Origin of the sequence: Enterococcus sp. 9E7_DIV0242, assembly GCF_002140975.2 — a bacterium.
Lineage (GTDB): Bacteria > Bacillota > Bacilli > Lactobacillales > Enterococcaceae > Enterococcus_L > Enterococcus_L clewellii.
On the sequence record NZ_CP147247.1, the window covers coordinates 1,792,952 to 1,819,582 of the forward strand.

28 protein-coding genes and 1 other annotated feature are annotated in these 26,631 nt (G+C 39.8%); of the genes, 12 read left to right on the forward strand and 16 right to left on the reverse strand.

What is annotated here, in order from left to right; all coding sequences use genetic code 11:
- The first annotated feature begins 116 nt into the window (after window positions 1–116).
- From A5888_RS08475 to A5888_RS08485, 3 genes are all read left to right on the forward strand, one after another.
- On the forward strand, window positions 117–497 hold the full coding sequence (locus tag A5888_RS08475) for a BlaI/MecI/CopY family transcriptional regulator (protein WP_086350124.1): 381 nt from the start codon (window positions 117–119) through the stop codon (window positions 495–497).
- Entirely contained in the window at window positions 487–1,593 is a 1,107-nt protein-coding gene (locus A5888_RS08480) for a M56 family metallopeptidase (RefSeq protein ID WP_170924845.1), read from the forward strand. The genes A5888_RS08475 and A5888_RS08480 overlap by 11 nt, the downstream gene beginning before the upstream one ends.
- Before the next feature lie 63 nt (window positions 1,594–1,656).
- Window positions 1,657–2,058, forward strand: a complete 402-nt coding sequence (locus A5888_RS08485) for a hypothetical protein (protein WP_086350122.1) — start codon at window positions 1,657–1,659, stop codon at window positions 2,056–2,058.
- A gap of 231 nt (window positions 2,059–2,289) precedes the next feature.
- Here the strand turns inward: A5888_RS08485 and A5888_RS08490 are convergent, their stop codons facing one another.
- From A5888_RS08490 to opp1B, 9 genes are all read right to left on the reverse strand, one after another.
- Window positions 2,290–2,646: an MmcQ/YjbR family DNA-binding protein gene (locus A5888_RS08490; protein ID WP_086350121.1), complete on the reverse strand. Its 357-nt coding sequence runs from the start codon at window positions 2,644–2,646 to the stop codon at window positions 2,290–2,292.
- 144 nt (window positions 2,647–2,790) lie between these two features.
- Window positions 2,791–3,150: a 50S ribosomal protein L20 gene (rplT, locus tag A5888_RS08495; RefSeq protein WP_086350120.1), complete on the reverse strand. Its 360-nt coding sequence runs from the start codon at window positions 3,148–3,150 to the stop codon at window positions 2,791–2,793.
- An 85-nt stretch (window positions 3,151–3,235) separates the two neighbouring features.
- Window positions 3,236–3,436: a 50S ribosomal protein L35 gene (rpmI, locus tag A5888_RS08500; RefSeq protein ID WP_086350119.1), complete on the reverse strand. Its 201-nt coding sequence runs from the start codon at window positions 3,434–3,436 to the stop codon at window positions 3,236–3,238.
- Between the two features lie 61 nt (window positions 3,437–3,497).
- Window positions 3,498–4,019 (reverse strand): translation initiation factor IF-3, encoded by a 522-nt coding sequence (infC, locus tag A5888_RS08505; protein WP_086350118.1) that lies wholly within the window; start codon window positions 4,017–4,019, stop codon window positions 3,498–3,500.
- Window positions 4,020–4,085: 66 nt separating this feature from the next.
- Window positions 4,086–4,220: a sequence feature (ribosomal protein L20 leader region), on the reverse strand.
- Between the two features lie 411 nt (window positions 4,221–4,631).
- Complete coding sequence (locus A5888_RS08510) at window positions 4,632–5,732, reverse strand: RNA-guided endonuclease TnpB family protein (protein ID WP_086350222.1); 1,101 nt, start codon at window positions 5,730–5,732, stop codon at window positions 4,632–4,634.
- A gap of 212 nt (window positions 5,733–5,944) precedes the next feature.
- Window positions 5,945–6,904, reverse strand: a complete 960-nt coding sequence (locus tag A5888_RS08515; RefSeq protein WP_086350115.1) for an ABC transporter ATP-binding protein — start codon at window positions 6,902–6,904, stop codon at window positions 5,945–5,947.
- A complete protein-coding gene (locus A5888_RS08520) occupies window positions 6,904–7,968 on the reverse strand; it encodes an ABC transporter ATP-binding protein (RefSeq protein WP_086350114.1) in 1,065 nt (354 codons plus the stop codon). The genes A5888_RS08515 and A5888_RS08520 overlap by 1 nt, the downstream gene beginning before the upstream one ends.
- 5 nt (window positions 7,969–7,973) lie before the next feature.
- Window positions 7,974–9,026 carry an oligopeptide ABC transporter permease gene (opp3C, locus tag A5888_RS08525; RefSeq protein ID WP_086350113.1) on the reverse strand — a complete coding sequence of 351 codons (1,053 nt, stop codon included), beginning with the start codon at window positions 9,024–9,026 and terminating at the stop codon, window positions 7,974–7,976.
- Window positions 9,026–9,967 carry an oligopeptide ABC transporter permease Opp1B gene (gene opp1B / locus A5888_RS08530; protein ID WP_086350112.1) on the reverse strand — a complete coding sequence of 314 codons (942 nt, stop codon included), beginning with the start codon at window positions 9,965–9,967 and terminating at the stop codon, window positions 9,026–9,028. The genes opp3C and opp1B overlap by 1 nt, the downstream gene beginning before the upstream one ends.
- Window positions 9,968–10,055: 88 nt before the next feature.
- Here opp1B and A5888_RS08535 point away from each other — a divergent pair, with 88 nt between their 5' ends.
- The gene (locus tag A5888_RS08535; protein ID WP_086350111.1) at window positions 10,056–10,406 is read left to right on the forward strand and encodes a DUF3899 domain-containing protein; all 351 of its coding nucleotides are present in this window, start codon (window positions 10,056–10,058) and stop codon (window positions 10,404–10,406) included.
- A gap of 175 nt (window positions 10,407–10,581) precedes the next feature.
- Here the strand turns inward: A5888_RS08535 and A5888_RS08540 are convergent, their stop codons facing one another.
- Window positions 10,582–12,264: a peptide ABC transporter substrate-binding protein gene (locus tag A5888_RS08540; protein ID WP_086350110.1), complete on the reverse strand. Its 1,683-nt coding sequence runs from the start codon at window positions 12,262–12,264 to the stop codon at window positions 10,582–10,584.
- A 323-nt stretch (window positions 12,265–12,587) separates the two neighbouring features.
- On the opposite strand from A5888_RS08540, the gene A5888_RS08545 reads away from it, so the two are divergent.
- The 7 genes from A5888_RS08545 (at window position 12,588) to fni (ending at window position 19,355) form a co-directional block, all read left to right on the forward strand.
- A complete protein-coding gene (locus A5888_RS08545; protein ID WP_086350109.1) occupies window positions 12,588–13,220 on the forward strand; it encodes a pentapeptide repeat-containing protein in 633 nt (210 codons plus the stop codon).
- A gap of 477 nt (window positions 13,221–13,697) precedes the next feature.
- On the forward strand, window positions 13,698–13,922 hold the full coding sequence (locus A5888_RS08550; protein ID WP_170924843.1) for a hypothetical protein: 225 nt from the start codon (window positions 13,698–13,700) through the stop codon (window positions 13,920–13,922).
- Between the two features lie 2 nt (window positions 13,923–13,924).
- Window positions 13,925–15,280 (forward strand): tripartite tricarboxylate transporter permease, encoded by a 1,356-nt coding sequence (locus A5888_RS08555; RefSeq protein WP_086350107.1) that lies wholly within the window; start codon window positions 13,925–13,927, stop codon window positions 15,278–15,280.
- Between the two features lie 18 nt (window positions 15,281–15,298).
- Window positions 15,299–16,240, forward strand: a complete 942-nt coding sequence (mvk, locus tag A5888_RS08560; protein ID WP_086350106.1) for a mevalonate kinase — start codon at window positions 15,299–15,301, stop codon at window positions 16,238–16,240.
- Window positions 16,237–17,238: a diphosphomevalonate decarboxylase gene (mvaD, locus tag A5888_RS08565; protein ID WP_086350105.1), complete on the forward strand. Its 1,002-nt coding sequence runs from the start codon at window positions 16,237–16,239 to the stop codon at window positions 17,236–17,238. The genes mvk and mvaD overlap by 4 nt, the downstream gene beginning before the upstream one ends.
- Complete coding sequence (locus A5888_RS08570) at window positions 17,231–18,328, forward strand: phosphomevalonate kinase (RefSeq protein ID WP_086350104.1); 1,098 nt, start codon at window positions 17,231–17,233, stop codon at window positions 18,326–18,328. Before mvaD ends, A5888_RS08570 begins: the two co-directional genes overlap by 8 nt.
- Entirely contained in the window at window positions 18,309–19,355 is a 1,047-nt protein-coding gene (gene fni, locus A5888_RS08575) for a type 2 isopentenyl-diphosphate Delta-isomerase (RefSeq protein ID WP_086350103.1), read from the forward strand. Before A5888_RS08570 ends, fni begins: the two co-directional genes overlap by 20 nt.
- A 98-nt stretch (window positions 19,356–19,453) precedes the next feature.
- On the opposite strand, the gene A5888_RS08580 is transcribed toward fni, so the two are convergent.
- Window positions 19,454–19,861, reverse strand: coding sequence for a hypothetical protein (locus tag A5888_RS08580; protein WP_086350102.1), 408 nt, complete (start codon window positions 19,859–19,861; stop codon window positions 19,454–19,456).
- 150 nt (window positions 19,862–20,011) lie between these two features.
- Window positions 20,012–21,460 (reverse strand): glycoside hydrolase family 1 protein, encoded by a 1,449-nt coding sequence (locus A5888_RS08585; protein WP_086350101.1) that lies wholly within the window; start codon window positions 21,458–21,460, stop codon window positions 20,012–20,014.
- Window positions 21,461–21,643: 183 nt separating this feature from the next.
- Here A5888_RS08585 and A5888_RS08590 point away from each other — a divergent pair, with 183 nt between their 5' ends.
- Window positions 21,644–22,438, forward strand: a complete 795-nt coding sequence (locus tag A5888_RS08590; RefSeq protein WP_086350100.1) for a MurR/RpiR family transcriptional regulator — start codon at window positions 21,644–21,646, stop codon at window positions 22,436–22,438.
- A 48-nt stretch (window positions 22,439–22,486) separates the two neighbouring features.
- Here A5888_RS08590 and A5888_RS08595 read toward each other — a convergent pair whose 3' ends face one another.
- The 4 genes from A5888_RS08595 to A5888_RS08610 form a co-directional block, all read right to left on the reverse strand.
- A complete protein-coding gene (locus A5888_RS08595; RefSeq protein WP_339102041.1) occupies window positions 22,487–23,479 on the reverse strand; it encodes a GNAT family N-acetyltransferase in 993 nt (330 codons plus the stop codon).
- 16 nt (window positions 23,480–23,495) lie between these two features.
- Window positions 23,496–24,671 carry an RtcB family protein gene (locus A5888_RS08600; RefSeq protein ID WP_086350098.1) on the reverse strand — a complete coding sequence of 392 codons (1,176 nt, stop codon included), beginning with the start codon at window positions 24,669–24,671 and terminating at the stop codon, window positions 23,496–23,498.
- Between the two features lie 565 nt (window positions 24,672–25,236).
- The gene (locus A5888_RS08605; RefSeq protein WP_249274516.1) at window positions 25,237–26,136 is read right to left on the reverse strand and encodes a DUF6544 family protein; all 900 of its coding nucleotides are present in this window, start codon (window positions 26,134–26,136) and stop codon (window positions 25,237–25,239) included.
- The gene (locus A5888_RS08610) at window positions 26,129–26,581 is read right to left on the reverse strand and encodes a MarR family winged helix-turn-helix transcriptional regulator (RefSeq protein WP_086350097.1); all 453 of its coding nucleotides are present in this window, start codon (window positions 26,579–26,581) and stop codon (window positions 26,129–26,131) included. Before A5888_RS08610 ends, A5888_RS08605 begins: the two co-directional genes overlap by 8 nt.
- Between the last annotated feature and the right edge of the window lie 50 nt (window positions 26,582–26,631).

The following is a 26,631-nucleotide window of genomic DNA, read 5'->3' on the forward strand; positions in this document are numbered from 1 at the left end:
CATGTAGTTATACTAGCATACGTTATTATAAAGTGTCAATATTCATGTTATAATTAATTGGCTGAAATTTTTTATTTTCAAAAAAATACAACTATCAAACTATAAGGAGACTGAAGATGGCTTCATTGATATCTGATTCAGAATTGGAGATACTACGGATTATCTGGGCGCATAATCAACAGATGATGTTCTCTGAAATCGTTGATGAGCTTCATAAAAAGGAATTTACCTGGAAAAATAATACGATTTTGACTTTCCTGTCACGTTTGACGGAAAAAAATATGTTGAGGGTTCAAAAAAAAGGACGAAAAAACGAGTATATCGCTCTTTTGACAGAGCAAGAATACCTCAAACTGGAAACAAAGGAATTTGTTGGAAAGGTTTATGAGGGCGAGGTCAAGGGATTGATTGCTACATTGGTTGAAAATGAATTAATTTCCAACGATGAAATGCAGGAACTAAAAGATTATTGGGAGAAGCATGCGAATGACGATTGAGCAATTTCTTAATTTATTGTTTTCGCTTAGTTTATCTGGCTCTATCATTTTTTGTGTATGGAAGGCGTTCAGTTGCCTTTTTCAAAAGCTATTTACAAAGCGTGTTCACTACTACCTGTTGTTAATCGTACTTCTCCGCTTCCTACTTCCAATAACTGCAGAATACAGCTTAATCAGTACACTGTATCCTGCGATAGAGTCTACCTCTTTCTATGAAATGATTTTTGGTATAGGAAATAGCGCATCTCCTATCATTGTAGGGGAAAATGTTGTGATCGGGGATAATGTCGTAATGGGAAGTGTTCGTACACCAATTGACCGCTATATATTCTATTTCTGGTTGATTGTCGCTTTTTTCCTTATAGTGCAAAAAATAACAAAATACCAAAGCTTTATAAAGTATATCAAAGCCGATTGGACACCTGTCGACGACCCTGAAATTCTGGATATCCTAAGTACGATTTGTGAGGAGAAAAAAATCACTCGTCCTATCGAGCTTTACACGACCTCATTGATTTCTTCACCACTACTGCTTGGTGTAGCCAAAAGCAGCATCGTTCTACCACATGTGAATCTGACAAGTAGGCAATTGTCTCACATCCTTTCACATGAATTGACGCACTATAAAAGCAAGGATCTTTTGTATAAATGGCTGATGCAACTCATTCTCTGCCTTCATTGGTTCAATCCGTTGATCTATTTTATCAACAGAACACTCAATCGCGAATGTGAATATGCTTGTGACGAGGCATCTACACGCTTTATGACAAAGGAAGAGCGGTATCAGTATGGCATGACCTTGATAGAAATGACCAAGCATTCTGGGACTTACAAGGAGAAAACCGCCGCGATTACCTTATATGAAAATGTTAATGAAATACAAACTAGGCTGAAGGTGATGCTTGACTCACAAAAACTGAGAACACAGAGCAGTCTATTGGTCGCCTTAGCCACAATACTTCTGATTGGCTGCTCTCTTTTTACAGGTGCTTATGATGTTTTTCCAAGAAAGCAAGCAGAGTCGTATCCAAACAGCTCACAAGAAACACCGTCATCTTCTCAAAAAACACCTGGAAGACAATTTTATTACAAGTAAAATGACAAATGAAGCTCAGTGGACTAAGTTTTCTTAATCCGTGGAAGAAAGGTTTATCACATTATGGAATATTCTTATGAAATAACTTTGGATGATATGATGGTTTATCAGGAACAGCTCTTTTTATCAGAGTGTGTCCCCTCTATAAAAGATTCAGTGAAACGTTGGGAAAGATTGGTTTTCTTATTATTGCTCATTGCTATGCCACTGGTCTTATATTTGATTCTTAACAACTTACTTATTTCAGGAGTGGGATTAGTCATTGGCGGGATTATATCTGCAGCCTTTAAAAGCAAATCAACTATCTATTTTTGGCAAAATTATCAATCAAAAGCGAGGAAAGACCTGCTCGTGACCTATTTTAACAATGATGAAAAAGCAACGATTCCTTATACATTAACTGTTTCTTCAGATAAACTAGAAATTCGTTCAACTTTTGCAAAAAAAAGAATTTCTACAGGATGAAGTTACTTTTAAAAAGATCACAGACAGCTACGTTTTTTTCTATACGAAAAAGCATGATGCTTCCTATATTCCATTAGGCAAATTATTCTCTGGGAAAAAGGAGATTCTTTCCTGGTTTTCTTACTAATCACAACAAATAAGCTGTTTGAGTAAATGTACGTGACATACCCCACATTTATTCAAACAGCTATTTTTTCTCAGGTTTCTAAACGTTTACCTCAGGTTTCTCTGCTATTTGGTCAACCAAAAGCTTTCATCCAACAGACTGAACACTATTTCTTTTTCAAGCTGACCATCCAATCGGACAGTTATCCAATGCTCTTTGTTCATGTGATATGCTGGAAAAAAATCATTTGATTGCGAAAGAATTTCAGCCATCTCCAAGTCTACTTTAACATTAACAACCTCCATCAGCTCATTTCCAGCTAAACCCACTTTATTTCTTGGCAGCTTCATTATCAGCGCATACCATTTCTTATTATAGTTATGACGAAGAACTGTATACTCCGGCTGCTTTTTGAAAGGATGATCTGGTATTGTTCCATAGGTTTCCTGTACATAATCCAGTACTTCTTTTATTGAGATGATTGCAGTTCCTCCTCCCTATTTTAGATGTATCCATTCTACCAAATAGAGAGTTGGTAAAACAGAATAAACTGTCGACTATGTAAGAGCACAGCAAAAAAGAGAACTCTCCTCTTATAATGAGTAGAATCCCCTTTTATTTTCGTATTATTTAGCTAAAGCGTCTTTCGCTTGGTCAGCCAAAGTTGTGAACGCAGCTGCATCATTTACAGCTAAGTCAGCAAGCATTTTACGGTTAATATCAATTTCAGCCAATTTCAAACCGTGCATTAATTTAGAGTAGCTCAGGTTGTTCATACGAGCTGCCGCGTTGATACGTGCAATCCATAATTTACGGAAATCACGTTTCTTTTGACGACGATCTCTGTATGCGTAGCTGTAAGATTTCATTACTTGTTCTTGAGCTGTTCTAAATAAAGTATGTTTTGATCCATAGTAGCCTTTCGCTAACTTAAGGATTTTTTTACGACGTTTACGGGTTACTGTTCCACCTTTAACACGTGCCATGTTGAATTCCTCCTAAATATCTATCATTTCTTTGGATTTTTTATTTTTTTCGTTACAAGAGTTGTTCAGCTATAATTAGCTAAAATCATTTCATTCCTGCTAATTGCTGACGAATACGTTTGAAATCGCCTGCTGATACCATTCTTGCTTTACGTAATTGACGACGTTGTTTTTTAGTTTTACCATGGAAACGGTGACTTGTAAACGCACGGAATCTTTTTAAACCGCCTTTACCAGTACGCTTGAAGCGTTTTGCTGATCCGCGGTGTGTTTTTTGTTTTGGCATGACTAATTTTCCTCCTCAAAATCTTTTGTTCTGACGAACAGGTCCATTGATATTTCTCAAACTACTTGTCGATTTTCGGTGCCAGCGTTAGAAACATGCTGCGTCCGTCCATTTTCGCTTTCTGTTCCACTGTAGCAATATCTGCTGTTTCTTCAGCTAAGCGATCAAGAACTTTCTGACCAATTTCTTTGTGGGTAATGGCACGGCCTTTGAAACGGATCGAAGCTTTCACTTTGTCACCTTTTTCCAAGAATTTACGTGCATTACGAAGTTTTGTGTTAAAGTCGTTGACATCAATTGTCGGACTCAAACGAACTTCTTTTACGCTGATTACTTTTTGTTTTTTACGAGCTTCACGCTCTTTTTTCTGCTGTTCAAAACGGAACTTTCCATAATCCATTATCCGTGCCACAGGTGGTTTTGCGCCTGGAGCAACAAGGACTAAGTCTAGGTTTGCAGTTTCAGCAATTTGCAAAGCTTCCACTTTCGTCTTAACACCTAGTTGTTCACCATCTTGCCCGATCAAACGTAACTCACGCGCACGAATCCCGTCGTTCACCATCATATCCTTTGCTATGGTCATTCACCTCCAAGTTTTTTAGAGAACATCCAACAGAATGCGTTATTCTTTTCCTTGTGTTTCAGTGACAAGGCATAAAAAAAGCCGGTTCCATTCAGAACCCGCGTAAATTCATACTCATATCTTACCGATACAAGGAATCCTCTTATCCAGCCCAGTGATATACTCAACTAAGGCGAGAAGCGGGTGCTTCTGCTTTTATTTCTCAACTAGAACAGTATAAACGATATTTTATTTATTGTCAATACTGTTTTTTTCTCTTTTATTGTATCCGTTAATTCGGTTGAAGTTCTTGCATCTCGTACTGAAATGACTAAACAGTGTGGAAAAAGATATTCAAATCCCGTGCTCTATCTACACCTTAAACCGAATAAACGGTGGGTAAGAAGCAACTCCTTCGACAATAAGCTGAAATTCAGCAAAAATCTATGGATCGATTTTCGTAAATTTTCTCTTATTGTTTGAAGCTTAACGCTTCTGACCCAACCTCTATAGTATCCTTTATTAATAATTAGTGAACTGCCTTCCAACCAAGTCGGAGAGCTTCTTAGAAACAGATAATCTATTATCTTATATCCCCTAAGCTAACCCTGTAGTCCCTACAGTTTTTCATACTTATTGATTCAATCCTTGCAACAATAACTGAATACTGCTCGCTGTTTCAGTATCACTTTCACTGAGCTCTTGATCAATATCCAGTATCATCTTAGTAGGAATCTTTGTTGCTTCAATTTGATCATTTTTCTTTATCTTGATTAGTCGCTTATCGTGCCACATGGCCTTGTATTCTAGCTTGGATACAAATAGCGACCAAGAAACATCAGAAACCCTTTTTGTTAATTTACAGTTTCGATGAAACTCCTTTTTGTGTGCCTCTTCAATACAAATCAAATCATATTCCTTGATCAGATCTGTGGTTACTTTGTTCAGAAAATCATTGCGCTGATTTAGCAACCGTTCCCTTAATTTCGCTACCTTCATTTTTTGCTTCTGATAATTTTTCTGCTCTAACAGATCCAAACCCTTTTGGCTAGCCAACTTTTTCTTTCTCGCCAGCTTTTTCTCTTCTCGTCGAATTTTACGTTCAATTTCTTCTGTCAAACAATCATTATCGATTCGCCGTCCATTAGACAATACAGCGAGCTCTGAACAACCGAGACTGATTCCCACAGCCTTGTTTGTCTTCTTTTGACAGGCAATTGTCTCTTCGCACAGGATCGATACAAAATATTTTCCAGTTGAGGACTTTGAAATTGTTGCAGATTTTATCTTTCCCTTCACTTCACGATGCATTTTGACTTTTATCAATGATTTTAATTTCGGAATTTTCAAACAATTTAGACCAACAAACTTTATTGTACCATTTTGATTGTTGGTTGTGTATGACATAACCGGATTTTTTCTTGATTTCATTTTTGGAAAGCCAACATCTTTCCCACTATAAAATCTTTTTAGAGATCGTTCCAAATGAACCTGCGCATTCGCAAGAGCAAGGCTATCGACTTCTTTCAACAACGGATGCTCCCTTTTATACTTCGCCGGAGTCGGTAAACTCTGCTTCAGCTGAGGATTCTTTTTGGCTTCTCTGTACAGGTTGATTCGATCCTGCAACAAGAGATTATGGACCAGATAAACACTTGAAAAAGTCTTTTCAAAAAATTCGATTTGAGACGAGGTAGGATAGAGTCTGTATTTACAGGCTTTTAACACTTTCACCAATAACACCACCCTGCGAGAGCGACAATCAGAAGGAGAAACAGCTGACCATTTCAGACAGCCTTGAGCAACCTTCTGATAGACCATCACTCGTAATTCCTTTTTTCAAACATACCAAGAGTAATATAAAAGCTGAACAAGGATGTCCAGCTTTTATAGGATTTTCTACTGAGTGTCGCAACACTCAGAAATAAATTAAACTAATTTGCCCATCAATGAAGTGCTTTTGCCTTTTTATCGGCAATTTTTTGACTGTACATATCGATTTCATCTTCTGCACAATAAACATAGTGTTCCGGTGCTACTTCACGCAGCTGACGCTCTTTGCCGTCTTGCGGCTGAGGCTTGTAAACAATCCGTTTACGTGTACGTTCATAGTCTGGATCTGGTAATGGGATAGCTGAAAGCAAGCTCTCAGTATACGGATGAACACCATAGTTGTAGATATCATCACTTGAACCCATTTCCAACAGTTTCCCACTGTGCATAACACCGATACGGTCACTGATATGTTTTACCATGGATAAATCATGGGCGATAAACAAGTAAGTCAATCCAGCTTCTTTTTGAAGATCTTGAAGCAAGTTAACTACCTGTGCCTGAATCGAAACGTCTAAGGCAGAGATCGGCTCATCACAAATGATGAACTTCGGATCAACTGCTAATGCACGAGCAATACCGATACGCTGACGCTGACCACCTGAAAACTCATGTGGATAACGTGATGCGTGGCTTGGATCAAGCCCAACAACTTTCAGTAACTCTTCGACTCTAGCTGTACGTTCTGCATCATTTTTTGCTAATTTATTGATATCAATCCCCTCAGCGATGATATCATTTACTTTCATTCTAGGATTCAGTGAAGCATAAGGATCTTGGAAAATCATCTGTACTTCACGACGGAATGCCTGCATTTTTTCCTTTGAACGGATATTTGCAATATTCTCGCCATCAAAGATGATTTCTCCATCTGTCGGATTGTATAAACGAATAACGCTTCGGCCTGTAGTTGATTTACCACTACCGGATTCGCCAACTAATCCAAATGTTTCGCCTTCATAGATATGAAAACTGACATCGTCTACTGCTTTTACTTCATCAGGACGACCAGTATTAAAATACTGCTTCAAGCCTTTAACATCTAAAAGTAACTTACGTTTTTCTAAATCCACTAGTTCGCTCCTCCTGTCTCTGAAATATTATGACGCTCTCTGTAAATAGCCCAACGTCTTTCGATTTCCGCCGGAGGAGTTACTTTCGGCGCTTGCGGAGCTAACAACCAAGTTGCTGCTCTATGCGTAGGTGATACCTCAAAATAAGGAGGTTGTTGTTCTGCATCGATTTTCAATGCGAACTCATTTCTAGGATAGAACGCATCTCCTTTAGGAGGATCCAATAAATCAGGAGGTGATCCTGGGATCGCATATAGCTTCTCTTCTGTTCCTTCCAATGTTGGCATTGAACCAAGCAAGCCCCATGTATATGGATGCTGCGGGTTGTAGAAGATTTCCTCAGAAGTTCCCACTTCCACGATTCGTCCACCGTACATAACTGCTACACGATCAGCAACATTCGCCACAACACCCAAGTCATGGGTGATGAAAATGATTGATGTGCTGATTTTTTGTTGTAGGTCCTTCAACAGTTCAAGAATCTGTGCTTGAATTGTTACATCCAATGCAGTTGTTGGCTCATCGGCAATCAGAACTTCCGGGTAACAAATCAATGCAATCGCGATTACGATACGCTGACGTTGCCCACCTGAAAATTGGTGAGGATAGTTTTTCAAACGCTTTTCAGCATTTGGAATACCAACCAACTTCAATAGTTCAAGTGCTTGAGACAAGCCTTCACTTTTTGAAACTTTATTATGCTTAATCAAAGATTCAGCGACCTGTTTGCCGATCGGCATTGTTGGGTCCAATGATGTCATTGGGTCCTGGAAGATCATTGCGATCTCTTTTCCACGAATGGTCTGCATTTCTTTTTCTGTCTTTTTAACAATGTCAGATCCTTTGAAAAGAATCTCACCTTTATGAATATTCGCATTACTGCTCAATAAGCGCATGATTGTTCTGGTTGTTACAGATTTCCCACTACCAGATTCACCAACGATTGCCAGTGTTTCCCCTTTATGAAGATCAAAGTTCACACCGCGAATGGCATTGACTTTTCCTGCGAATGTATCAAAAGATATATGCAAATCTTTTACTTCTAATACTTTTTCCATAGTCATTCACTCTACTCTTTCATCTTAGGATCTAAGGCATCACGCAAACCGTCAGCCAGTAAATTGAAACAAATCATAATCACAGATAATGTTGCTGCCGGAATCCACATCAGGTAAGGCAAGAATCTGAATGTCTTGTATCCTTCATTCAGTAATGTACCCAGTGAAGCGGTCGGCGGTCTCAATCCCAATCCAATGAAACTCAGGAATGCTTCGAAGAAGATCGCTGATGGAATACTGAACATCATTTGGACAATGATTATACTTGAAATATTCGGAAGGATGTGTTTAATGGCAATCTTCAAGCGAGATTCTCCCAAGGTTTGGGCTGCCAAAACAAATTCCTGATCCTTCAATTTCAAGGTCTGGGCTCGAACGATCCGAGCCATTGAAATCCAGTTCGTTACCACCATTGCAAGAACAATAGATAAAATTCCTGGATCAAATACAGTAAGCATCAAAATCATAACAACTAAGTTGGGAATACCGGAAAGGACTTCTAGAATACGCTGCATCACAGTATCTACACGTCCACCCAGTAACCCTGAAATCAAGCCATAGGTTACCCCGATTGTAATATCAAGAATTGCCGCAATAAAGGCGATCAATAATGACACACGTGTCCCCATCATTAAACGACTAAGAACATCACGGCCTAATCCATCTGTCCCGAAATAAAAATTCAGATTATCCGGAACTTTTGCTTGTGCATATTTATCGACCACTTGTCCTGCAACAACAGCTTTTCCGTTCAAGCCATCAATAGCATCTAACCCCGGAATTCTCGGAGGTAAGTTGATATACGAAACATTTTGTTTGGTTGGATCATGTGGAGATACCCAAATTGAACCAATAGAGATGATGATAACGACAATCAAAATAGCCAGTGAAATAACTGCCGCTTTATTTTTCTTCAAACGGCGCCATGAATCCTGAATAAAATTCAGTGACGGCGCAACGATTCGTTCTCTTTCTTTTGATGTTGACGCATCTAAAAGCTGAAACTCATCAGAAGGAATATTTTTAACAGAATCAGGTACTTTGTTCAAATCGATTGTTTCCATTAGCTATTGTCACCTCCTGATACACGAATTCTTGGATCGATCAAGCCATAAAGCAAGTCAACAACCAAAATAACGATAACTAGCATTGTAGAATAAAGGATTGTTACTGCCATAATCGTTGGATAGTCATTAGTCATGATCGACTTAACGAATTGTTCCCCAATACCAGGGATCGCAAAAATATTTTCAACAACAAGAGAGCCTGTCATCAAGCCGACAGCCAAAGGTCCCAATAATGTGATCAACGGGATCAAGCTGTTTCTTAAACCGTGTCTGAACGCCACCTGCCAGCGGCTTAATCCTTTCGCACGAGCTAACTCTACATAATCACTATGTAAGACCTCGACCATCTCGGTTCGAATAAACCTGGCCGAATCCGCCATAGGACTCATCGCCAAAGCAATCGTCGGTAATATTGTAGAAGCAAAGGTCTCCCATTTTGCGATTGGCAGTATGCCCAATTTCATTGCGAAAATGTATTGAAGCAGTACCGCAAAAACAAAGTTTGGAATAGACCGCCCTAAAATTGCAAGTAGGGTTGCTAAAGTATCCACCCAGGTATTTTGACGCATTGCTGCGATAATCCCTAATAGAATACCTACAAATGTACCGAATATAATCGCTTGTCCACCTAATTGTACAGAAGGACCGATACGATTAAACAAGAGTTTCGCTACTGGCTGATTTTTAAATTGGAATGAAATCCCAAAATCACCCACTACAAGATTTTTTAAATAGATTCCGTATTGAACGATGACCGGTTTGTCCAGACCGGACTGCTTGTTCAACATGGCAATTGTTTCTGGACTTAGTTTTTCCTGGTTGGTATATGGTGTACCTGGTAATAATTGCATTAGGAAAAACGTAAGTGTTGCGATTAACCACAATGTGATTATCATGAAGAAAACACGTTTAAGAAAATACTTCCCAAAACTGTTCAAGAATGACACCTCCGAAATTTTTTTGACTTCAACAGCTGTTTTCGATAAAGTATAGACAATAAAACTAATATAGACAAGGAAAGAACCTATGAAAAAATTAAAATGGCCATTGGCCACATTTATAATCTCCAGTTTTGGCATTTTTATCTATTTATTTCTAATAAAAAAATCAGTTACTGTCCAATCCATATCTGATACGTTCTTTATCGTTTCACTTTTCTTTCTCATCATCGGAATTGCACTGTGGATTATGTCCTCAGGATTCTTTGATAATTTCCAATACTTTATGAAAAAAGCTTTTCAGCGGAGAAAGAAAAATGAACCGAAAGAATTTATACCATTTTCAGAAATCGGCAACGCCCACCGGCTTTACTGGCTTGAAACAGGGGGACTTTTGCTGATTCCAGCTATCGTTTCCTTACTATTTTACTTTTTCTAAGCAAAGATAGCAAGAGGACCGTTGCCTTTTCCTAAGAAGGCAAGGGTCCTTTTGCTATATACAGCTTCTGCTAAATTAGCGTGACATACGAGTATTTCCTTTGTTTATACTCTATTCAAAGGAGGCTTTTCATGTGTAGAAAATTTAACAGACTTATATAGACAGCTCTTTCAGCTTATTCTGAAACGTATGTCCACTTGTAATCATATTGAGCTCCAGCTGGGTGGAAACCAACGTCTTTAATCTTCGCAGAGCGCATATGACCTTCTGCTTTTTGATAAAGAGGAATGACACCCATCTCACCTGTAATGATTTTTTCTGCATTTACTAAATCATCCCAACGTTTTTCAGGATCATTCGCATTTGTTGTTGCAGCAGATTTCAAGTACTCATCATATTCTGTGTTGCTGTAACGTCCACGGTTGTAAGAGTTATCCGTGATGAACAGATCTAGGAAACTACTTGGATCAACGTAGTCAGCACCCCAGCCGCCCATTACAACATCAAAATCACCTTTATTTGAGCGATCCAGACGTACAGAGAATGGTACCGGACTCAATGTTACTTTTACGCCATCCAATGCATCTTGAATCGCACCTTGGATGTATTCTGTTACTTTCTTAGAAGAATCTGTATCAGAAGAAAGAATGTCAAACTCAAGAGAATCGATATTCAGTTCTTTTTTCGCTTTTTCCCAATGTTCTGCTGCTTTCTTTTCGTCAGAGGTGATATCATCCCCAGCATCTTCTACAAAGTCAGCATCTGTATCAGGATTAGTAGACATATCAGCTGGTACTAAGCCTTTCGGAGCTACTGATCCATCACCAAGAATTGAGTTTACCAATGCATCGCGATCGATAGAATAAGAAATGGCTTTTCTTAAGTTTTCATTTTTGAATGGTGAATCGTCTTTAATTTGATTTAATTCTAAATATTGTGTTGATGCTTCTTTTTGAATTACATATTCAGGGTCTGCTGCCATTTGTTGCGCTAACTCACCTGTAAGGATTACGTCGTCCGCTTGACCGTCTTGGAATAGGTTCAATGAAGTTGGTGCTTCTTTAACAACACTTATTTTCACTTCATCTAATTGAACAGTATCAGCATCCCAATAGTCTGCATTTTTCTTGTAAGACCATTCTGTATCTGTACCAGGTCCGTCAAATCCGTCTAGTACAAACGGGCCATTATAAACAGCATTTTCGCTTGTTGCTGCATATTCTTTTCCATGTTGTTCCACGATATCTTTTCTTTGTGGGAAGAATGAAGGGAACGCTAACAGGTAATCAAAGTAAGGCGTTGCTTGCTCAAGTGTGATTTCCAACTCGTAATCACCGATTGCTTTGATTCCTAATTCTTCAGGTTTCGCTTCGCCATTCGCAATTTTTTCACCATTTTTTACTGGTGCAAACATATACCCATACTCAGAAGCCGTCGCAGGATCAACTGTACGCTGCCAGCCATAAACGTAATCTTCTGCTTTTACCGGCTCGCCATCTGTCCATTTAGACTTTTCATTCAGTTTTACGGTATAAACTGTTCCATCTTCATTGACTTCAGCCATTTCAGCGGCACCAGCAATGATTACTTTGTTGTCCAAGTCTAATCTGTATAACCCTTCATAAACATTGTTCAACGCAGTAAAGCTGATTACATCGGTCGCAACTGATAAATCGGCACTAGGCATTTCTTGTTGCTCGATTACACGGAAAATTTGTTCTCCGCTCGCTTTTTTAGTAGAGCTTGAATCTGCAGATTTTGAATCATCTGTTGAACCACTGCCGCCTCCGCATGCAGTTAATACTCCTACACTAAGTAAAGTGATTGTCCCTAAAGCAAATGACTTCTTTAACTTCATTCCCTTTTCCTCCTAAAAAATTCTGTCGTCAATTTTTCTGAAAACTCAGAATTTAATAATTATTTATTGCTATGGGATATAGTTTACCTTCATAACATTAAAAAATCAAGAAAAATCTTATGCTATCTTAATAATAAGTCGTGAAACTTTCTTTTTGCTCAGAATTCATCACTAGGAGTGTACATTATACAATGATTGTCTGATTGTACATCCTCATTTTTCTCACAGAATTAAAAAAACAACTGTGATCATTAGAACGAGAAGGAAATTGTTCTAGTATAATGTAGGATAAAAAGTGCGAATGAAAGGGAGAGATTATAGATATGAAAGAAAAAAAACGAATCACACCAATGCTTTCAGGCAATTTGATTGCTGAAATGCCCACATTTGAAGATGAAGCGACCATTGATGCTGTGCTACTCGAAAATGAGGGGCTGTACGAGGCCGATTTCCATCATCTCTTCATCAAAGAGAGCCACATCAAAAAATTTCAAATGCCAGCTAGTCGGTTGAGTCAATTTGAATGTGTTAATGTTGTTTTTGAACACTGTGATTTTTCCAACTCTGAATGGATTGGTTCCGGCTTTCATCAGGTAGAGTTTCGCCAATGCAAGCTGACTGGTTGTAATTTTGCGGAAGCTTACTTGAAAGACTGCCTTTTCAGTGACTGCATTCTGGATTATGCCTCTTTTTCAATGTCTACAATGAAGGTAGTTCATTTTGAAGAATCCAGTTTGAGACAGGCTGAATTCTCTGAGCTGGATTGGCAGCATTTAAAAATGAAAGATTGCCAACTTACACAGAGTCAGTGGTTTAATACGCCTTTAAAAAATTTGGACTTTTCAGAAAACCAATTTGATACAATTGCTCTTTCGCCTGAATCAATTCGGGGAATGATCGTGAATGCCGAACAAGCGTTGACAATCGCGGAAACATTGGGAATCATTCTCAAGTAGCTGTTATTTTATTCCTAAAAACTGTGGAAATCCCCAGTTGACGGGCTTAACGTTTTCTTTAGAAATGAGCGAAAGAATTTTACTTGCTTTCCCTTTTTCGATAAACTAATGAAGGTTAACTATGTGAAATCTACGGAGTAGCAGGCTGATCGTCTGCTTTCTTTTTTTGCCAGTCAGCTGAAATCAAGAACATAGTGATGTTCTCAGGTTCAGCCTTTAGTGGTACTAATTAATTGAGGTTGTGACAAAGCTCTTCCATGTCTCAAGGATTGTAATAACCTGAAACCTGTGGAAGCAGAAGAATGCAGCTTCAAACACTAAGCCGGAAATCCTCCAATTTTTTTCACAAATTTTTACGAATTTCCGTCTTACTATCGAAGATGCTGCCTTTGGAACATCGTATGTCCGTTTTTCGGGGGAGTTATGGCATGTAATTGTCACAGTCCCTAGATTTCACAAATCGAAAGGAGAAAGAAAGTGAAAAAAGAATTTATTGAGATCTGGGGAGATCTCGTTACAATCAAGGATTTAATTATTGCTGTTGCTGTGTGTAGCGGTTTTACTATGGCGGGGTATTTCATTGCTCCGGCCACAGACCAGACAAAGCAATTATTTTTTGGACTCGGTGGTGCTGTTCTAGGATTTCTGATTATCACCTTTGCGATAAAACCAAAACGAACAGTCGTTGAGGAGGAGGAATAGTTATGGATATTTCTTTGCTTTTGCAAATGCTGTTGGCGATTTTTGGTGCCATCGTTCTTTATACATTTATTGGTTTTGTTCCCGGTACGGATGAAACATCTGTACTGATGCCAGTCACACTGGCACTGGTTCTTTCTGGTGTAAAGCCGATTGTTGTTCTCACCTTCTTTATTGCAGCAATCATCACATTGAACCTCATGAATGCTATCCCTACTGCCCTTGTTGGGTTGCCGGGTGGTGTCATGTCAACACCAATGATTGAGCATGCCCTCTTTCTTAAGGACAAAGGATTGGCGGCAACGAGTATCAAAAAAATGGCGACTGGCTCAATCATCGGAACTGTCGTAGCTATTCCTGTCAGCCTTTTGCTGGCAAATATTTTGGCTCCTTTTTCTGAATCAGTTAAAGCCTACGCGTCCCTACTTTTCGTATTTGGTGCTGTTTTTCTGGCACTGATTGGAAAGAACAAATTATTCGCTTTACTCAGTATCATTCCACTAGCTCTTCTTTTCCAAGGGCTGCGTTATTTATACTGGGGTATCGGTGCCGTTCCTCAAGAAAAAAATGTAACAACTTCTTTCTTCTTGGGAATTACGATTGGTCCGTTAATCGTCTCTTTACTGGGTTTGCTAAACAAGCAAAAAAGAGACCAACTTCCTCGCCATGACAAAAAGAAAATTACTATAAAAAAAGTATCTGAAGAGGACAGCTTGAAGCACCCGCTGAAAACTGTAACAAAGAAAGAAGCAGGGACAAGTGCTCTCGTTTCATTACTATCTAATTTCCTTTTCTTTTTAAGCCCTGTTGGTTTAACTATTCTTTTCGGTGAGCTTACAGCGAATAAAGAAAAAGACCCTGTGAAAAAGGCAAGCATGGCAATCACTTCAATGAGTGCTCTTTCTCATGCAACCTATCTTTCAGGTGTGATCATTCCATTGATTGCCTTAGGGATTCCGCTTTCTCCTGTAGCTGTCGGACCAGCAAATGCACTGTTTAACGCGCCACCTGTTTTTACGCTAGACAACAATATTCATCACCTGCTTTCACGAAGTGAATTTATCTTTTCTATTTTATTAGCAGCAGTGATTGCTTCTGTTGTTACTTACTTTATTGCTATGAAATATGCACAGCAGATGACTGCTTTTGTACTGAAAAAAATCCCCCATGAAGCAATTTTAGGTCTGTTCATTGGCTTTATCCTATTGCTTGCCTATATGGATGCCGGCTTAATCAATATTTTTGGTGTTTTATTAGTCGGGATCGTATGTGGTACCTTGAACAATATGGGGGTCAATTACGGTGTCCAGTTTATGATTCTTTACGCAGCTCCTTGGATCACTGCGCACTTACTATTTTAATATCAAAGGATGTATATCATGAAAGAAAAACATTTAGGGACCGGCACTGCTACAGGGAAAATTATCCTGATGGGCGAACATGCCGTGGTTTATGGAGAACCCGCAATTGCCTTTCCCTTTCATGCTGCTGCGGTGACAACGACCGTTGAATCAGCCGAAAACATGTGGCTGGATTGTACTTATTTCTCAGGTCCTCTATCAGAGTCACCTAAACAGCTTCATAATATAAAAGAAAGTATCGTTGAGACATTAGCATTTCTATCTAAGAACGACTCCCTCGCCATCACCATTGCCAGTACGATTCCTCCCGAAAGAGGCATGGGATCAAGCGCAGCAGTTGCCGTTTCAGTAATTCGCAGCATCTTTGATTACTATAATTATGTAGCAACAGATAAAGAGTTAGCGATTTTAGTGAATAACGCAGAAAAAATTGCTCATGGAAATCCTAGTGGCATTGATGCTGCAGCGACAAGTGGACAACAGGCGCTCTTCTTTGTGAAGGGGCAAGAATTACAGCCATTTCCAATGGATTTGAAAGATGCTTGGTTAATTGTGGCAGACACAGGAATCAAAGGTCAGACACGAGAGGCTGTCAAAGATGTTGCCCACTTATTTGAAATAGACAAAGTGACTATCAGCAAAAAAATCACCACTTTAGGAAATCTGGTACAAAACAGCAAGCAGGCAATTTTGACAAATGATGTACAACAGCTTGGGGATGCGATGGATCAGGCTCAACAGCTTCTTACTGAACTAACCGTTAGTCATCCGATGATCCAACAACTGGTAAACGCGGCCAAAGCAAACGGTGCTCTTGGAGCTAAGCTGACAGGTGGTGGACGTGGCGGTTGTGTCATCGCTTTGGCTAGCTCGCAACATTCTGCAGAAAAAATTGCCACTGCATTTCGACACACAGGTGCAGTGAATACTTGGATTCAATCATTGGAGGCACAAAAATGAACATCGGAAAAGCACGTGCGTATACAAATATTGCCTTAATCAAATATTGGGGAAAGAAGGACGACCAGCTTATTTTGCCGATGAATAACAGCCTTTCACTCACACTTGATGCTTTTTATACGGAGACTAGTGTCTTATTCACAACAGAATTATCAGCTGATCGCTTTTATTTAGATGGTCAATTACAGAATGAACAACAGACCAAGAAAATTGGCCGCTTTCTGGATCTTGTGCGTCATACTTATGATGTTCCCTTGTTTGCAGAAATAAATAGTCATAACTTTGTCCCTACAGCCGCTGGCCTGGCATCTTCTGCTAGTGGTCTAGCAGCTTTAGCCGGAGCTTGCAGTGCTGCATTGAATTTATCACTCTCACCGAAGGAATTATCCAAACTCGCTCGACGAGGATCAGGATCAGCTTGTCGGAGTATTTTCGGCGGCTTCGCTGAATGGCAGAAAGGCGATTCAGACGATACCTCCTACGCCATCCAAGTTCCTTCTGATTCCTGGGAAGAGGAACTATCTATGTTGTTCGTCTTAGTGAATGATGCGCAAAAAGATATTTCCAGTAGAGATGGTATGAAGCGCACTGTTGAAACCTCTGTTTTTTATCAAGGCTGGTTGAACGCCGTTACTGACGATTTAGCGACAGTCAAACAGGCAATCGGAGAGAAGGATTTCACTCGTTTAGGTGAAACGGTTGAATCAAATGCCTTGCGTATGCATGCAACAACACTCGGTGCAACACCACCATTTACGTATTGGTCCCCAGATAGTCTGAAGGCGATGAACCTCGTTCGTATTTGCCGCCAAGAAGGTATCCTCTGCTATTTCACAATGGATGCGGGACCGAACGTCAAGGTCCTTGTACAGAAGAAAGATAGCAAATGGTTAATGGCACGTTTTGCTGAACAATTCAGTAAAAATCAGCTAGTACTGGCTAACGCCGGACCAGGCATAGAAATACTTGATTCAGAAAGGTCGTTGACACATGATTGAGATTTCAGCACCAGGTAAGCTGTTCATTTCAGGCGAATATGCCGTTGTTGAGCCTGGGCATCCTGCCGTAATCGTTGCAGTTGATCAATTCGTGACAGTTACGTTAGAGGAAGCACAGGACGAAGGCAGTATTCAATCTGAGCAATACCGCTCGATTCCTGTGCGATGGACCAGAAAAAATACTGAGCTAGTTTTAGATATTCGTGAAAATCCGTTTCATTATATTCTCGCCGCAATTCGTCTGACGGAGAAATATGCACAGGAACAGAATGCCTCACTCACTTTTTACCATTTAAAAGTAACTAGCGAACTCGATAATGCGAATGGTCGAAAATATGGACTAGGCTCAAGTGGGGCCGTTACTGTTGCTACTGTGAAGGCATTGAATGAGTTTTATCAACTGGGATTGGACAATGAGAAAATTTTCAAGCTGTCTGCGTTAGCACACTTGGCTGTCCAAGGAAATGGCTCTTGTGGGGATATTGCTGCCAGCTGTTATGGTGGTTGGATTGCATTCTCTACCTTTGATCATCCCTGGGTTAAAGAGCATTTAGAGACGCTGACACTTCACGAGCTACTGAATAGCCACTGGCCAAGCCTGATGATCGAACCTCTTCCTGTTCCCAAGCAGCTTAGACTGTTGATTGGGTGGACAGGGAGTCCGGCTTCAACTTCGGATTTGGTAGATCGTGTTCACCGTTCTAAAGGTGATAAAGAATTGTCCTATCAGTCATTTTTAGATGAAAGTAAAGCCTGTGTTACACAAATGATTCATGGCTTTAAGACAGACGACATTCGGATGATCCAAACAGCATTAAGAAAAAATCGTGCATTATTGCTCCAGCTTACGGACTTGACCGAAGTGGTCATTGAAACACCTGCGCTTAAGAACCTTTGCGATTTGGCGGAACAATTTGGCGGAGCAGCGAAGTCATCCGGTGCTGGTGGTGGGGATTGCGGCATCGTACTATTCAAACAAAAATCAGGTATTTTGCCTTTAGTCAGCGCTTGGGAGAAGCAAGCCATCACCCCTTTACCATTGCATGTCTATTTTTACGGAGGTCATACACATGAAGAATCGAAAGGATGAACATCTATCTCTAGCGAAAGCTTTTCATAAAGAACGAGAAAATGATTTTGATCGTGTCCGTTTTGTACATCATTCGTTTCCCGAAACGGACATGGAAACCGTAGATATTTCTACTGCTTTTCTAGGTTTTACCTTCCCCCAACCCTTTTACATCAATGCGATGACTGGCGGCAGTGAAAAAACCAAAGAGGTCAACCGGCAGCTGGGGATCATTGCTAAAGAAACTGGGGTATTGATTGCGACTGGCTCTGTCAGTGCAGCAGTGAAGAGTCCGGAGCTTGTCGATTCATTTGCTGTCATACGTGAAGAAAACCCAAAAGGGGTGATTTTTGCAAATATTGGTGCTGGAGCGTCCTTAGAAGAAGCGAAGCGAGCTGTTCAGCTCGCTCAAGCGGATGGGCTCCAAATCCACGTCAACGCACCTCAGGAACTTGTTATGCCTGAGGGAGACCATCAGTTCAGCAGCTGGTTAGAGTCTATTGAAGCCATCATTGCCGGAATCCAACTTCCGGTAATTGTTAAAGAAGTTGGCTTTGGTATGAGTAGCGAAACGATCGACAAGCTTCACCAGATCGGTGCCACCGCTGTTGATGTCAGTGGTCAAGGCGGAACCAGCTTTACTCAAATCGAAAACGCACGTCGGAAAAAACGGGAGTTGGACTTCCTATCTGACTGGGGACAATCAACTATCCTTTCGCTACTAGAGTCCGTCAGTCACCAAAAAGATATGACTGTTCTAGCCTCCGGCGGCATTCGACAATCGCTTGATATCGTCAAATGCTTAAGCTTAGGTGCCAAAAGTGTTGGGATTGCAGGAACTATTTTGAATGAACTTCTTACTAACGGCTTAGATGAAACGATCCAGCTAATCAGACAATGGGAAAGTGAACTGAAGATGCTTTACACCTTGTTAGGAAAAAGTAAAACTGCTGATTTGCTGACAACAGATCTTATTTTCGAGCGTTCTATCATTGATTGGTGTGAAAGCCGTGGCATCGCTTGGCAGCACTATGCCCAACGAACATAAGAGTTTTACTTATTCGAAAGACTTAAACAACTGACAAAAAGCAGGATCGAGAGCAGAGATAGCTAAAGCTCGCTCAGAATCCTGCTTTTTTGCTTTCCCTACGTATTCATCGTATTTGCAAGGATGTTCAATTGGGTTGCCAATGTCCCCAACTGATTCTCCAAAATATCTACTCTTATTTTGGTTCGCTCGATTTCTTCCATCAAAAAGGGTTCAGCTTTTGACTGTCCACCTTTTCGCTTTGTTGTGCTATAAAGTCTATCCAATCCAGAACCCACATACATTTTCACAATATCATCAGCAATTTCAGAAGTAACTGTAACCATTGTTTTAGGCTTGCCGTCCGGACCAAAATAAGCTGTATCTTCTGTGTTCATTCCTTCCAGTGCGTTTGAACCAATGATATAACCATTGTCTGTTTTCTCGATTAGTTGCTGATCCTTCATCCAATTGTAGAATGTTCTTTGATTGAAGCCATAGCTTTCTCTTATCTCATTTAATTTCAACTTATCATCTCCTTATTTTAAAATTACGCACTATGGGTTTATTCATATTATTATTCCTCAAATTTTTTATAGAAACACAAAAACTCTCGATCATACACCTTTTACTCTGGTGTACAATCGAGGGCTATTTTCATTTTTTATTCGCCGGTTCTACGCTAGATCCGCTCCATTGCTGGCAATAACTTTCTTATACCAATCAAAGGAATCTTTTTTCGAGCGTGCCAAAGTCCCTTTGCCTTCATCATCCAAATCAACATAGATGAAGCCATAACGCTTAGACATCTCACTTGTACTTGCACTGACTAGGTCTATACAGCCCCAAGGTGTGTAACCCATCAGCTCTACACCTTCATCGATTGCTGTTTCCATCTCTTTGATATGGTCACGCAAATAATCAATACGATACGCATCATGAATGCTACCATCTGCTTCAACAACATCCTTCGCTCCCAATCCATTTTCTACAATATACAAAGGGATTTGGTAACGGTCATACAATTTATGCAAGGTCACACGCAACCCGACAGGATCGATCTGCCAGCCCCAGTCGCTTGCTTTCAAGTAAGGATTTTTCTTCGACCCTAATAGGTTCCCACCAACTTGATCCTCATCTTTCTCATGGGTAGCAATACTGCTCATGTAATAGCTGAAGGACATATAGTCAACGGTCCCCTCTCTAAGTAACTCGTCGTCACCTGCTTCTTTTTTGATCACAATGTTGTTGTCTCGGAAGAACTTGTTCATGTAGCTTGGGTAGTAGCCACGAATCTGCACATCTGAATAAAATAGATTCGTATGATCATTATAAATACTTTCCATAACGTCCATTGGGTTGCAGGTATCAGGATAAGCTTCCATTCGTGCCAGCATACAACCAATTTTTGCATCCGGAATAATTTCATGACAAGCCTTCACAGCTAATGCACTGGCCACAAATTGATGATGCGCTGCCTGAAACTGCGCCTGAAGCATATTCTCTGTTTTGTCAGCCAATATCCCCCCACTTAAATAACCCGTCATACCGATAATATTGATTTCATTGAAGGTTAGCCAATATTTCACTTTATTCTTATAACGATTAAATAGCACGCGTGCATATTTTTCAAACGCAGCAATCGTTTCACGACTTTCCCAGCCATTTTGCTCAAATGCTAATTCTAATGGAAACTCATAATGAGAAATCGTTACTAATGGTTCAATACCATATTTTAACAGCTCATCAAAGACCTTATCATAGAAAGCTAGTCCTGCTTCATTTGGCTCGCTCTCATTGCCTTTCGGAAAAATTCTTGGCCACGAAATCGATAAACGAAACGTTTTGAAGCCCATTTCTGCAAACAGAGCAATATCTTCTTTATAATGATGATAAAAATCGATTCCGTGTCGTTTCGGGTAAATGCCCTCTTTATCCTCCATCGCTGCTTTAACATCAGCAGTCGTCATTGGTTTGGTGATGGCATGGATATCTGTGCCATTTTCTTTGATATAGCGAGCTGTATCAGCTGTTGACCAGCCTTTACCGTCTTCTAGAAATGCCCCTTCAAACTGATTGGCAGCTGTTGCGCCACCCCATAAAAAATCCTTAGGAAATCCACTCATTCTATTCATCCTTTCTATTCCATTCAGGCTTGTATAGTGTATAATTGAAGCACTTGATCTCTTTCATCATATCACAGGAAAAGCGCAAGCGATTTTCCTGTTTTTATCGCTATTTTCATTTTTTTTACCCATTTTCACTTTTATGAAAATGAACCTATCTATTGATTGGAGTATGTGCTGCCTATGTTCGATATTTTTGATTTTTTAACTTATTTAAATACACATGGAAAAAATACGACTTATTCCAAAATCATCATTTTTCTTCTTACTAATACAAAAGAAATTCCTAATTTAACCATCTCAGAAATCGCCGACAGGTGCTTTGTCTCACCAGCAACCTTGACGCGCTTCAGCCGAAAATTCCACTTCTCTTCTTTTGCTGATTTAAGAGATGGATTGCAGGTGTTGAATGGATTTACGCCATACAGTGGATTGCGTATGAATGAAAAAGATTTTCACTTGCTTCAAAAAGATCCAAAGTCTTATTTAATCTCCTATAGTGAAGAAATTACGGCTTCTATTCAAGATGTCCTTCAAACGATTGATATCGATGAAATCGATCAACTGTTGCATGATATCCATCAAGCATCGGAAGTCGTTCTGATTGGCTACAGCTCGACACTTGAATTAGCAAAAGAGGTACAGACCGCCTTTCTTTCCAGCAAAAAAATTCTCTACATAGGAGAAACAGAGGAGCTGCAAAAAGAGCTGATCGATCAATTAGACAAGAATGCATTGATTATTGCCATTTCTTCGTACGGTACACTGCTTACAAAGAACCATGAACTGATGCGCAAAATCAGTCAAAGTCCAGCTAATTCGATTTTTATCACGCAAAACACAAAAAATACCTTGACCAATCAATTTACTCAAACAATCCGGGTAACCCAAGAAAATTATGTACAAATCGGTACCTATCCTCTGACCTTCTTCTTTGACTACTTTACCCGCAGGTATGCCAGCTTATTTGAACCATAAAAAAGGTGAGCCAGAGCGCAATAGCTCTACTCACCTTTTCTATTTGATTTACAGCGAACGAATCAAGATAACCTCTCCTTCATCATCCTTCTCTCCATTTTCTTTAAAGCCAAGCTTATGATACACATTCAAGGCCCGCTGGTTGTGTTCATCACAGGATAAGCCGATGCTGGTTCCTTTGCCAAATGGTGCAGATTGGAAATAAGCAATGACCCGTTCCAACCCTGCAATGCCATATCCTTTCCCCTGTTCCTCTTTATCAATCAACATATGCCAGATACAATACATGCCATCTGAAGGATCATAAATCGTCGATACATATCCGACAAGCTTTTCTCCATCGTAGATGCCAAACGGTCGACAATACTCCTGATTAACATAAGCATAGGCTAAGCTTTTAGCTACCGGAGCAACAAAATGCTCCTGGTCATCCATTACTTTTAAAGCCAGGCAGGCATCGATAGTTTCCTGTGTTACTGGTTTGAGTTGAACATTATTCATTTTTTCCCTTCCGACTGTCGTTTCATTTAATACGTGATCCCAATCGTTACCCACGGCCTCAAAACCAAGACGATCATAAATCTTTTCTGCAGGTATATTTCCATCTTTCACAACAAGGTAAGCTGCTTCATACTCTGATGCCAATGACTGTAACGTTTGATTTAGAATTGTCGTTGAAAGATTCCTGCCACGTGCTTCCGGAAGCACTGAAACATAAATGATCAATGGAATTTCGCGAAAGAAACTGACCAAGGCACAGCCAAGAAATTGATTCGTTGATTTCTCTACATAAACATAAGAATGCTTGCCAAGGAATTCGCCATATTTTCCAGCCAATATTTCTTCCGTCTCTACTGCCATCTCTTCCGGCGTCTCTCCCAGATCATCGATTGACCCATGAAAAGATTCCCACAATAACTGAGCAAGCTTTTGCTGCTGTTGACTCGATACAGTTTCCAAACTAACCAACTGTTCCAGCAGCTTTTCGTTAGACTGCATTTCTGTATACAGTGCTCTTTTCATAATAATTTTCTTTCTCAAATTATTTTCTCCTATCTTAGCCTTTAAAATTATACAGAGGCTTAATGATTTCTTGAATAGCAACAGCTGGTTGAATATCTTCAAGTAGCTGTTTAACTGGTTTATACGCTTTTGGTGCTTCATCTACTGTCTTTTTTGAAACCGATGTTGTCCAAATGTTCTTCATCACATGTTGATAGCTTTCCAAACTAATATTTTTCTTTGCTTCTGAGCGACTCATTTGTCTCCCAGCACCATGCGGCCCCGAATAGTTCCACTCAGGATTTCCTTTGCCTACCCCTAAAATACTGCCATCCTTCATGTTCAATGGAATAATTAGCTGCTCATTTTTCTGAGCAGACACCGCTCCTTTGCGTAGGATTCCTTGTTCCAGATCGATATAGTTATGGGGACAGTCAAAACTATCAAGGATTGATTTCTTCCACTTCATTCCTTTTAAAATGATTTCTCCCATCAAGCGGCGGTTTTCAGCAGCATAGGCTTGAGCAAGCTTCATATCGGATAAGTAGCGTTCCTTATCTGTTCCGGCAACATAAGACAGCTCATAGGGCATCTTTATCGCTTCCCGTTCTTGTTCTAACACTTTTGCACGCTCTAAATCATTTTTCTTTTGGGCATGCTTTCTTTCAATTTTCAGTGCCTTACGTTGCTCTGATAACGCTTGATACGCCACTTCCTGATGGTATTCTGCAATTTCTTTTCCCAAGACACGGCTGCCGCTGTGAATCACAAGATAATAGGCATCCTTTCCTTCATTGACCTCAATGAAATGATTGCCTCCGCCTAAGGTTCCTAAGCTTCTCAAAGCCCAACCTTTATGAATCGGTGCATGGACAGCACCCAACTCAAACTCAGCGGTCGTCTTATTGTGTGTCTGGCTGCCGCTTGGTATTCTCGTACGAATCACTCGATCCAATTTATCAAAATTCAATTTAATATTTTTCTTAATTTTTACAACGTACAATCCACAGCCAATATCTACGCCAACGAGATTTGGTACGATCTTATCACCAATTGTCATTGTTGTACCGATTACACAACCTGTTCCGCTATGCGTATCCGGCATAATCCTGATTTTGCTCTCCTTCGTAAACGACTGATTACACAGACCAATAATCTGACCAATCGTTCCTTCACCGATTAAATCTGTATAGATTGTTGCTTCATTATATTTTCCTTGTAGTGTTAACATTCTGCTTCCTCTTTCAGTAGCTATGACTGGCCGATAGGCAATCATAGCTGTTCTATTTTGACATAGAGGGCAGGTAAAACATTTGATCTGACCTCTACTTATTCGCTAATTTCCTTCTTCGTTACAATCATTGGTAACACCTCCGTTAAAATTATATAGCCATTAAACTGCTTCTCTTCTTTCTTTACACGACTTATTTTCATCATTTAAAAGCACAAAAAGACCCGTTGATCCAGAAAAATGATCAACGGGTCTTTTCTATCTGAAAACAGATGAAATCTATACTGTAGAGAGTGCATGAAAAGCTTTCCCGCACCATTCAACAGTATTACCGAATCTACAATCATTCTTCATTTTTCCACTGAAATGTCTGTTTTGGTTCATCATAATCATGCCTCTCCTTTCATTATTGGTTTATTGTTTGCTCTTTCAAAATCATTGATAATAACAAACAAATGTAATTTAATTACTTCGTAATGGTATCATGCAACTTTAATCATTGTCAATCTATTTTTCTATTTTGTCTAACGCCTTCTTTTACTTCCTTTTCAGTAACGTCTATTCATTAGCCAATCTGATCTTTAGCTACCGAAAAATCTACTTCCATATTGTCACTCTCAAAATAAGTATATTCTCCGTTGGGCATTACCCAGTTCACCTTGACGTGTCCTGGTAACCAATGACCGCCTTGCTTCTGATACCTTTCGTAAGTAACAAACCATGGAACTAGCTTACTACTCTTGCCGTTGTCATCTCGGTACCGATCCTCTGTATCAAAGCGGGCAATATTACCATGCTCATCAAAGGTAAATTGGCCCTTAGCAGATACACCTTGCCAGGCGATTTGTCCTTCAACTGTTTGCTCATCAATAATTGTCCAAGAAACAAAATCCTGTAAAAACAATGCCGGCATAAATACAGCATCTGCCAACGCTGTGATTAGTTGGCCTTGGTCCATCTCCGGTCCAGTTGATCGAAACAATTGAATTTGCTTCGCGAGTATACCTGTCATCGATCCTACACCATCAATTGTACTGTCCTTCGCTTGGATTGGTAAACCAAACATTCGACCAGTCAAAAATGCATGTCGATCCGGTCGTTCAACAAAGTTGACCTGTTGAAAATCGATCGCCATCGGTTCTTTATCCTCTGACATACGAAATTTCGTGTTATAAAAACGAATGTGCATATTGCTCATTAACGGTTGATTAAGATATCCGCCATTTTCAATATGCTTTTGAATCTGCTCCGGAAGCTCTTGCATCGTCTCTTTCGTAAACCGTTTCGATGTTGCTTGCTCTCTCTCTGTTGCTTTAAACGATACAGCAATATCATCTAAATAGTTCCTCCACAACTTGCCTCCAGGAAGTGCCAGATAAATCAGCGCTATACCTACACATATAATTAGAATTCCCACTAAAAGCATTCGATTCCACCTCAATTTCTTTCCTACGTTCTTATTCATTCGATTCCCGCTCCATCCGTTCGATGTTCTGTTGCAGCTGCAGGATCCCCTTGAACAAACTAGTCATCATCTCACTATCAATGCCATGAAATAATGACATCAAAAAGGCCTCTTCCGTCTCTCCACGTTCATCAAAATATGTTCGGCAATACTCCGTCAGCGAAATAACAACTACCCTCTTATCTTTAGGATGCTTTTCCAATGTAAGAAAGCCTTGCTTTTCCAAAATAACAGCCATCTTCTTGATATTCTGATGGGAGCTGCCAATAATTTCTGCGGCTTCTCCAATGGTCAGCGATTGCTTTTCGCTTTTAGTGATAACAGCAATCAGCATCCATTGCTTGATCGTTACGTAATCCTCTAACTTATCGCCAAGCTTTTGCATTCGATTGGCCAATGCAAAAATACTGGCAAAGATATATTCTCTTTCCGGTATCGTAGTCATTTTTATTCCTCCTCAAAAACATAACTGGTTACCTAATTATATAACCAGTT

What these genes read in the sequence shown, in the direction of transcription:
- A5888_RS08475 (WP_086350124.1), top strand. Translation starts at nt 117, where the DNA reads ATGGCTTCATTGATATCTGATTCAGAATTGGAGATACTACGGATTATC.
- A5888_RS08480 (WP_170924845.1), top strand. Translation starts at nt 487, where the DNA reads ATGACGATTGAGCAATTTCTTAATTTATTGTTTTCGCTTAGTTTATCT.
- A5888_RS08485 (WP_086350122.1), top strand. Translation starts at nt 1,657, where the DNA reads ATGGAATATTCTTATGAAATAACTTTGGATGATATGATGGTTTATCAG.
- rplT (WP_086350120.1), bottom strand. Translation starts at nt 3,150, where the DNA reads ATGGCACGTGTTAAAGGTGGAACAGTAACCCGTAAACGTCGTAAAAAA.
- rpmI (WP_086350119.1), bottom strand. Translation starts at nt 3,436, where the DNA reads ATGCCAAAACAAAAAACACACCGCGGATCAGCAAAACGCTTCAAGCGT.
- infC (WP_086350118.1), bottom strand. Translation starts at nt 4,019, where the DNA reads ATGACCATAGCAAAGGATATGATGGTGAACGACGGGATTCGTGCGCGT.
- A5888_RS08520 (WP_086350114.1), bottom strand. Translation starts at nt 7,968, where the DNA reads ATGACTATGGAAAAAGTATTAGAAGTAAAAGATTTGCATATATCTTTT.
- opp3C (WP_086350113.1), bottom strand. Translation starts at nt 9,026, where the DNA reads ATGGAAACAATCGATTTGAACAAAGTACCTGATTCTGTTAAAAATATT.
- A5888_RS08535 (WP_086350111.1), top strand. Translation starts at nt 10,056, where the DNA reads ATGAAAAAATTAAAATGGCCATTGGCCACATTTATAATCTCCAGTTTT.
- A5888_RS08540 (WP_086350110.1), bottom strand. Translation starts at nt 12,264, where the DNA reads ATGAAGTTAAAGAAGTCATTTGCTTTAGGGACAATCACTTTACTTAGT.
- A5888_RS08545 (WP_086350109.1), top strand. Translation starts at nt 12,588, where the DNA reads ATGAAAGAAAAAAAACGAATCACACCAATGCTTTCAGGCAATTTGATT.
- A5888_RS08555 (WP_086350107.1), top strand. Translation starts at nt 13,925, where the DNA reads ATGGATATTTCTTTGCTTTTGCAAATGCTGTTGGCGATTTTTGGTGCC.
- mvk (WP_086350106.1), top strand. Translation starts at nt 15,299, where the DNA reads ATGAAAGAAAAACATTTAGGGACCGGCACTGCTACAGGGAAAATTATC.
- mvaD (WP_086350105.1), top strand. Translation starts at nt 16,237, where the DNA reads ATGAACATCGGAAAAGCACGTGCGTATACAAATATTGCCTTAATCAAA.
- A5888_RS08570 (WP_086350104.1), top strand. Translation starts at nt 17,231, where the DNA reads ATGATTGAGATTTCAGCACCAGGTAAGCTGTTCATTTCAGGCGAATAT.
- fni (WP_086350103.1), top strand. Translation starts at nt 18,309, where the DNA reads ATGAAGAATCGAAAGGATGAACATCTATCTCTAGCGAAAGCTTTTCAT.
- A5888_RS08585 (WP_086350101.1), bottom strand. Translation starts at nt 21,460, where the DNA reads ATGAGTGGATTTCCTAAGGATTTTTTATGGGGTGGCGCAACAGCTGCC.
- A5888_RS08590 (WP_086350100.1), top strand. Translation starts at nt 21,644, where the DNA reads ATGTTCGATATTTTTGATTTTTTAACTTATTTAAATACACATGGAAAA.
- A5888_RS08600 (WP_086350098.1), bottom strand. Translation starts at nt 24,671, where the DNA reads ATGTTAACACTACAAGGAAAATATAATGAAGCAACAATCTATACAGAT.
- A5888_RS08605 (WP_249274516.1), bottom strand. Translation starts at nt 26,136, where the DNA reads ATGAATAAGAACGTAGGAAAGAAATTGAGGTGGAATCGAATGCTTTTA.
- A5888_RS08610 (WP_086350097.1), bottom strand. Translation starts at nt 26,581, where the DNA reads ATGACTACGATACCGGAAAGAGAATATATCTTTGCCAGTATTTTTGCA.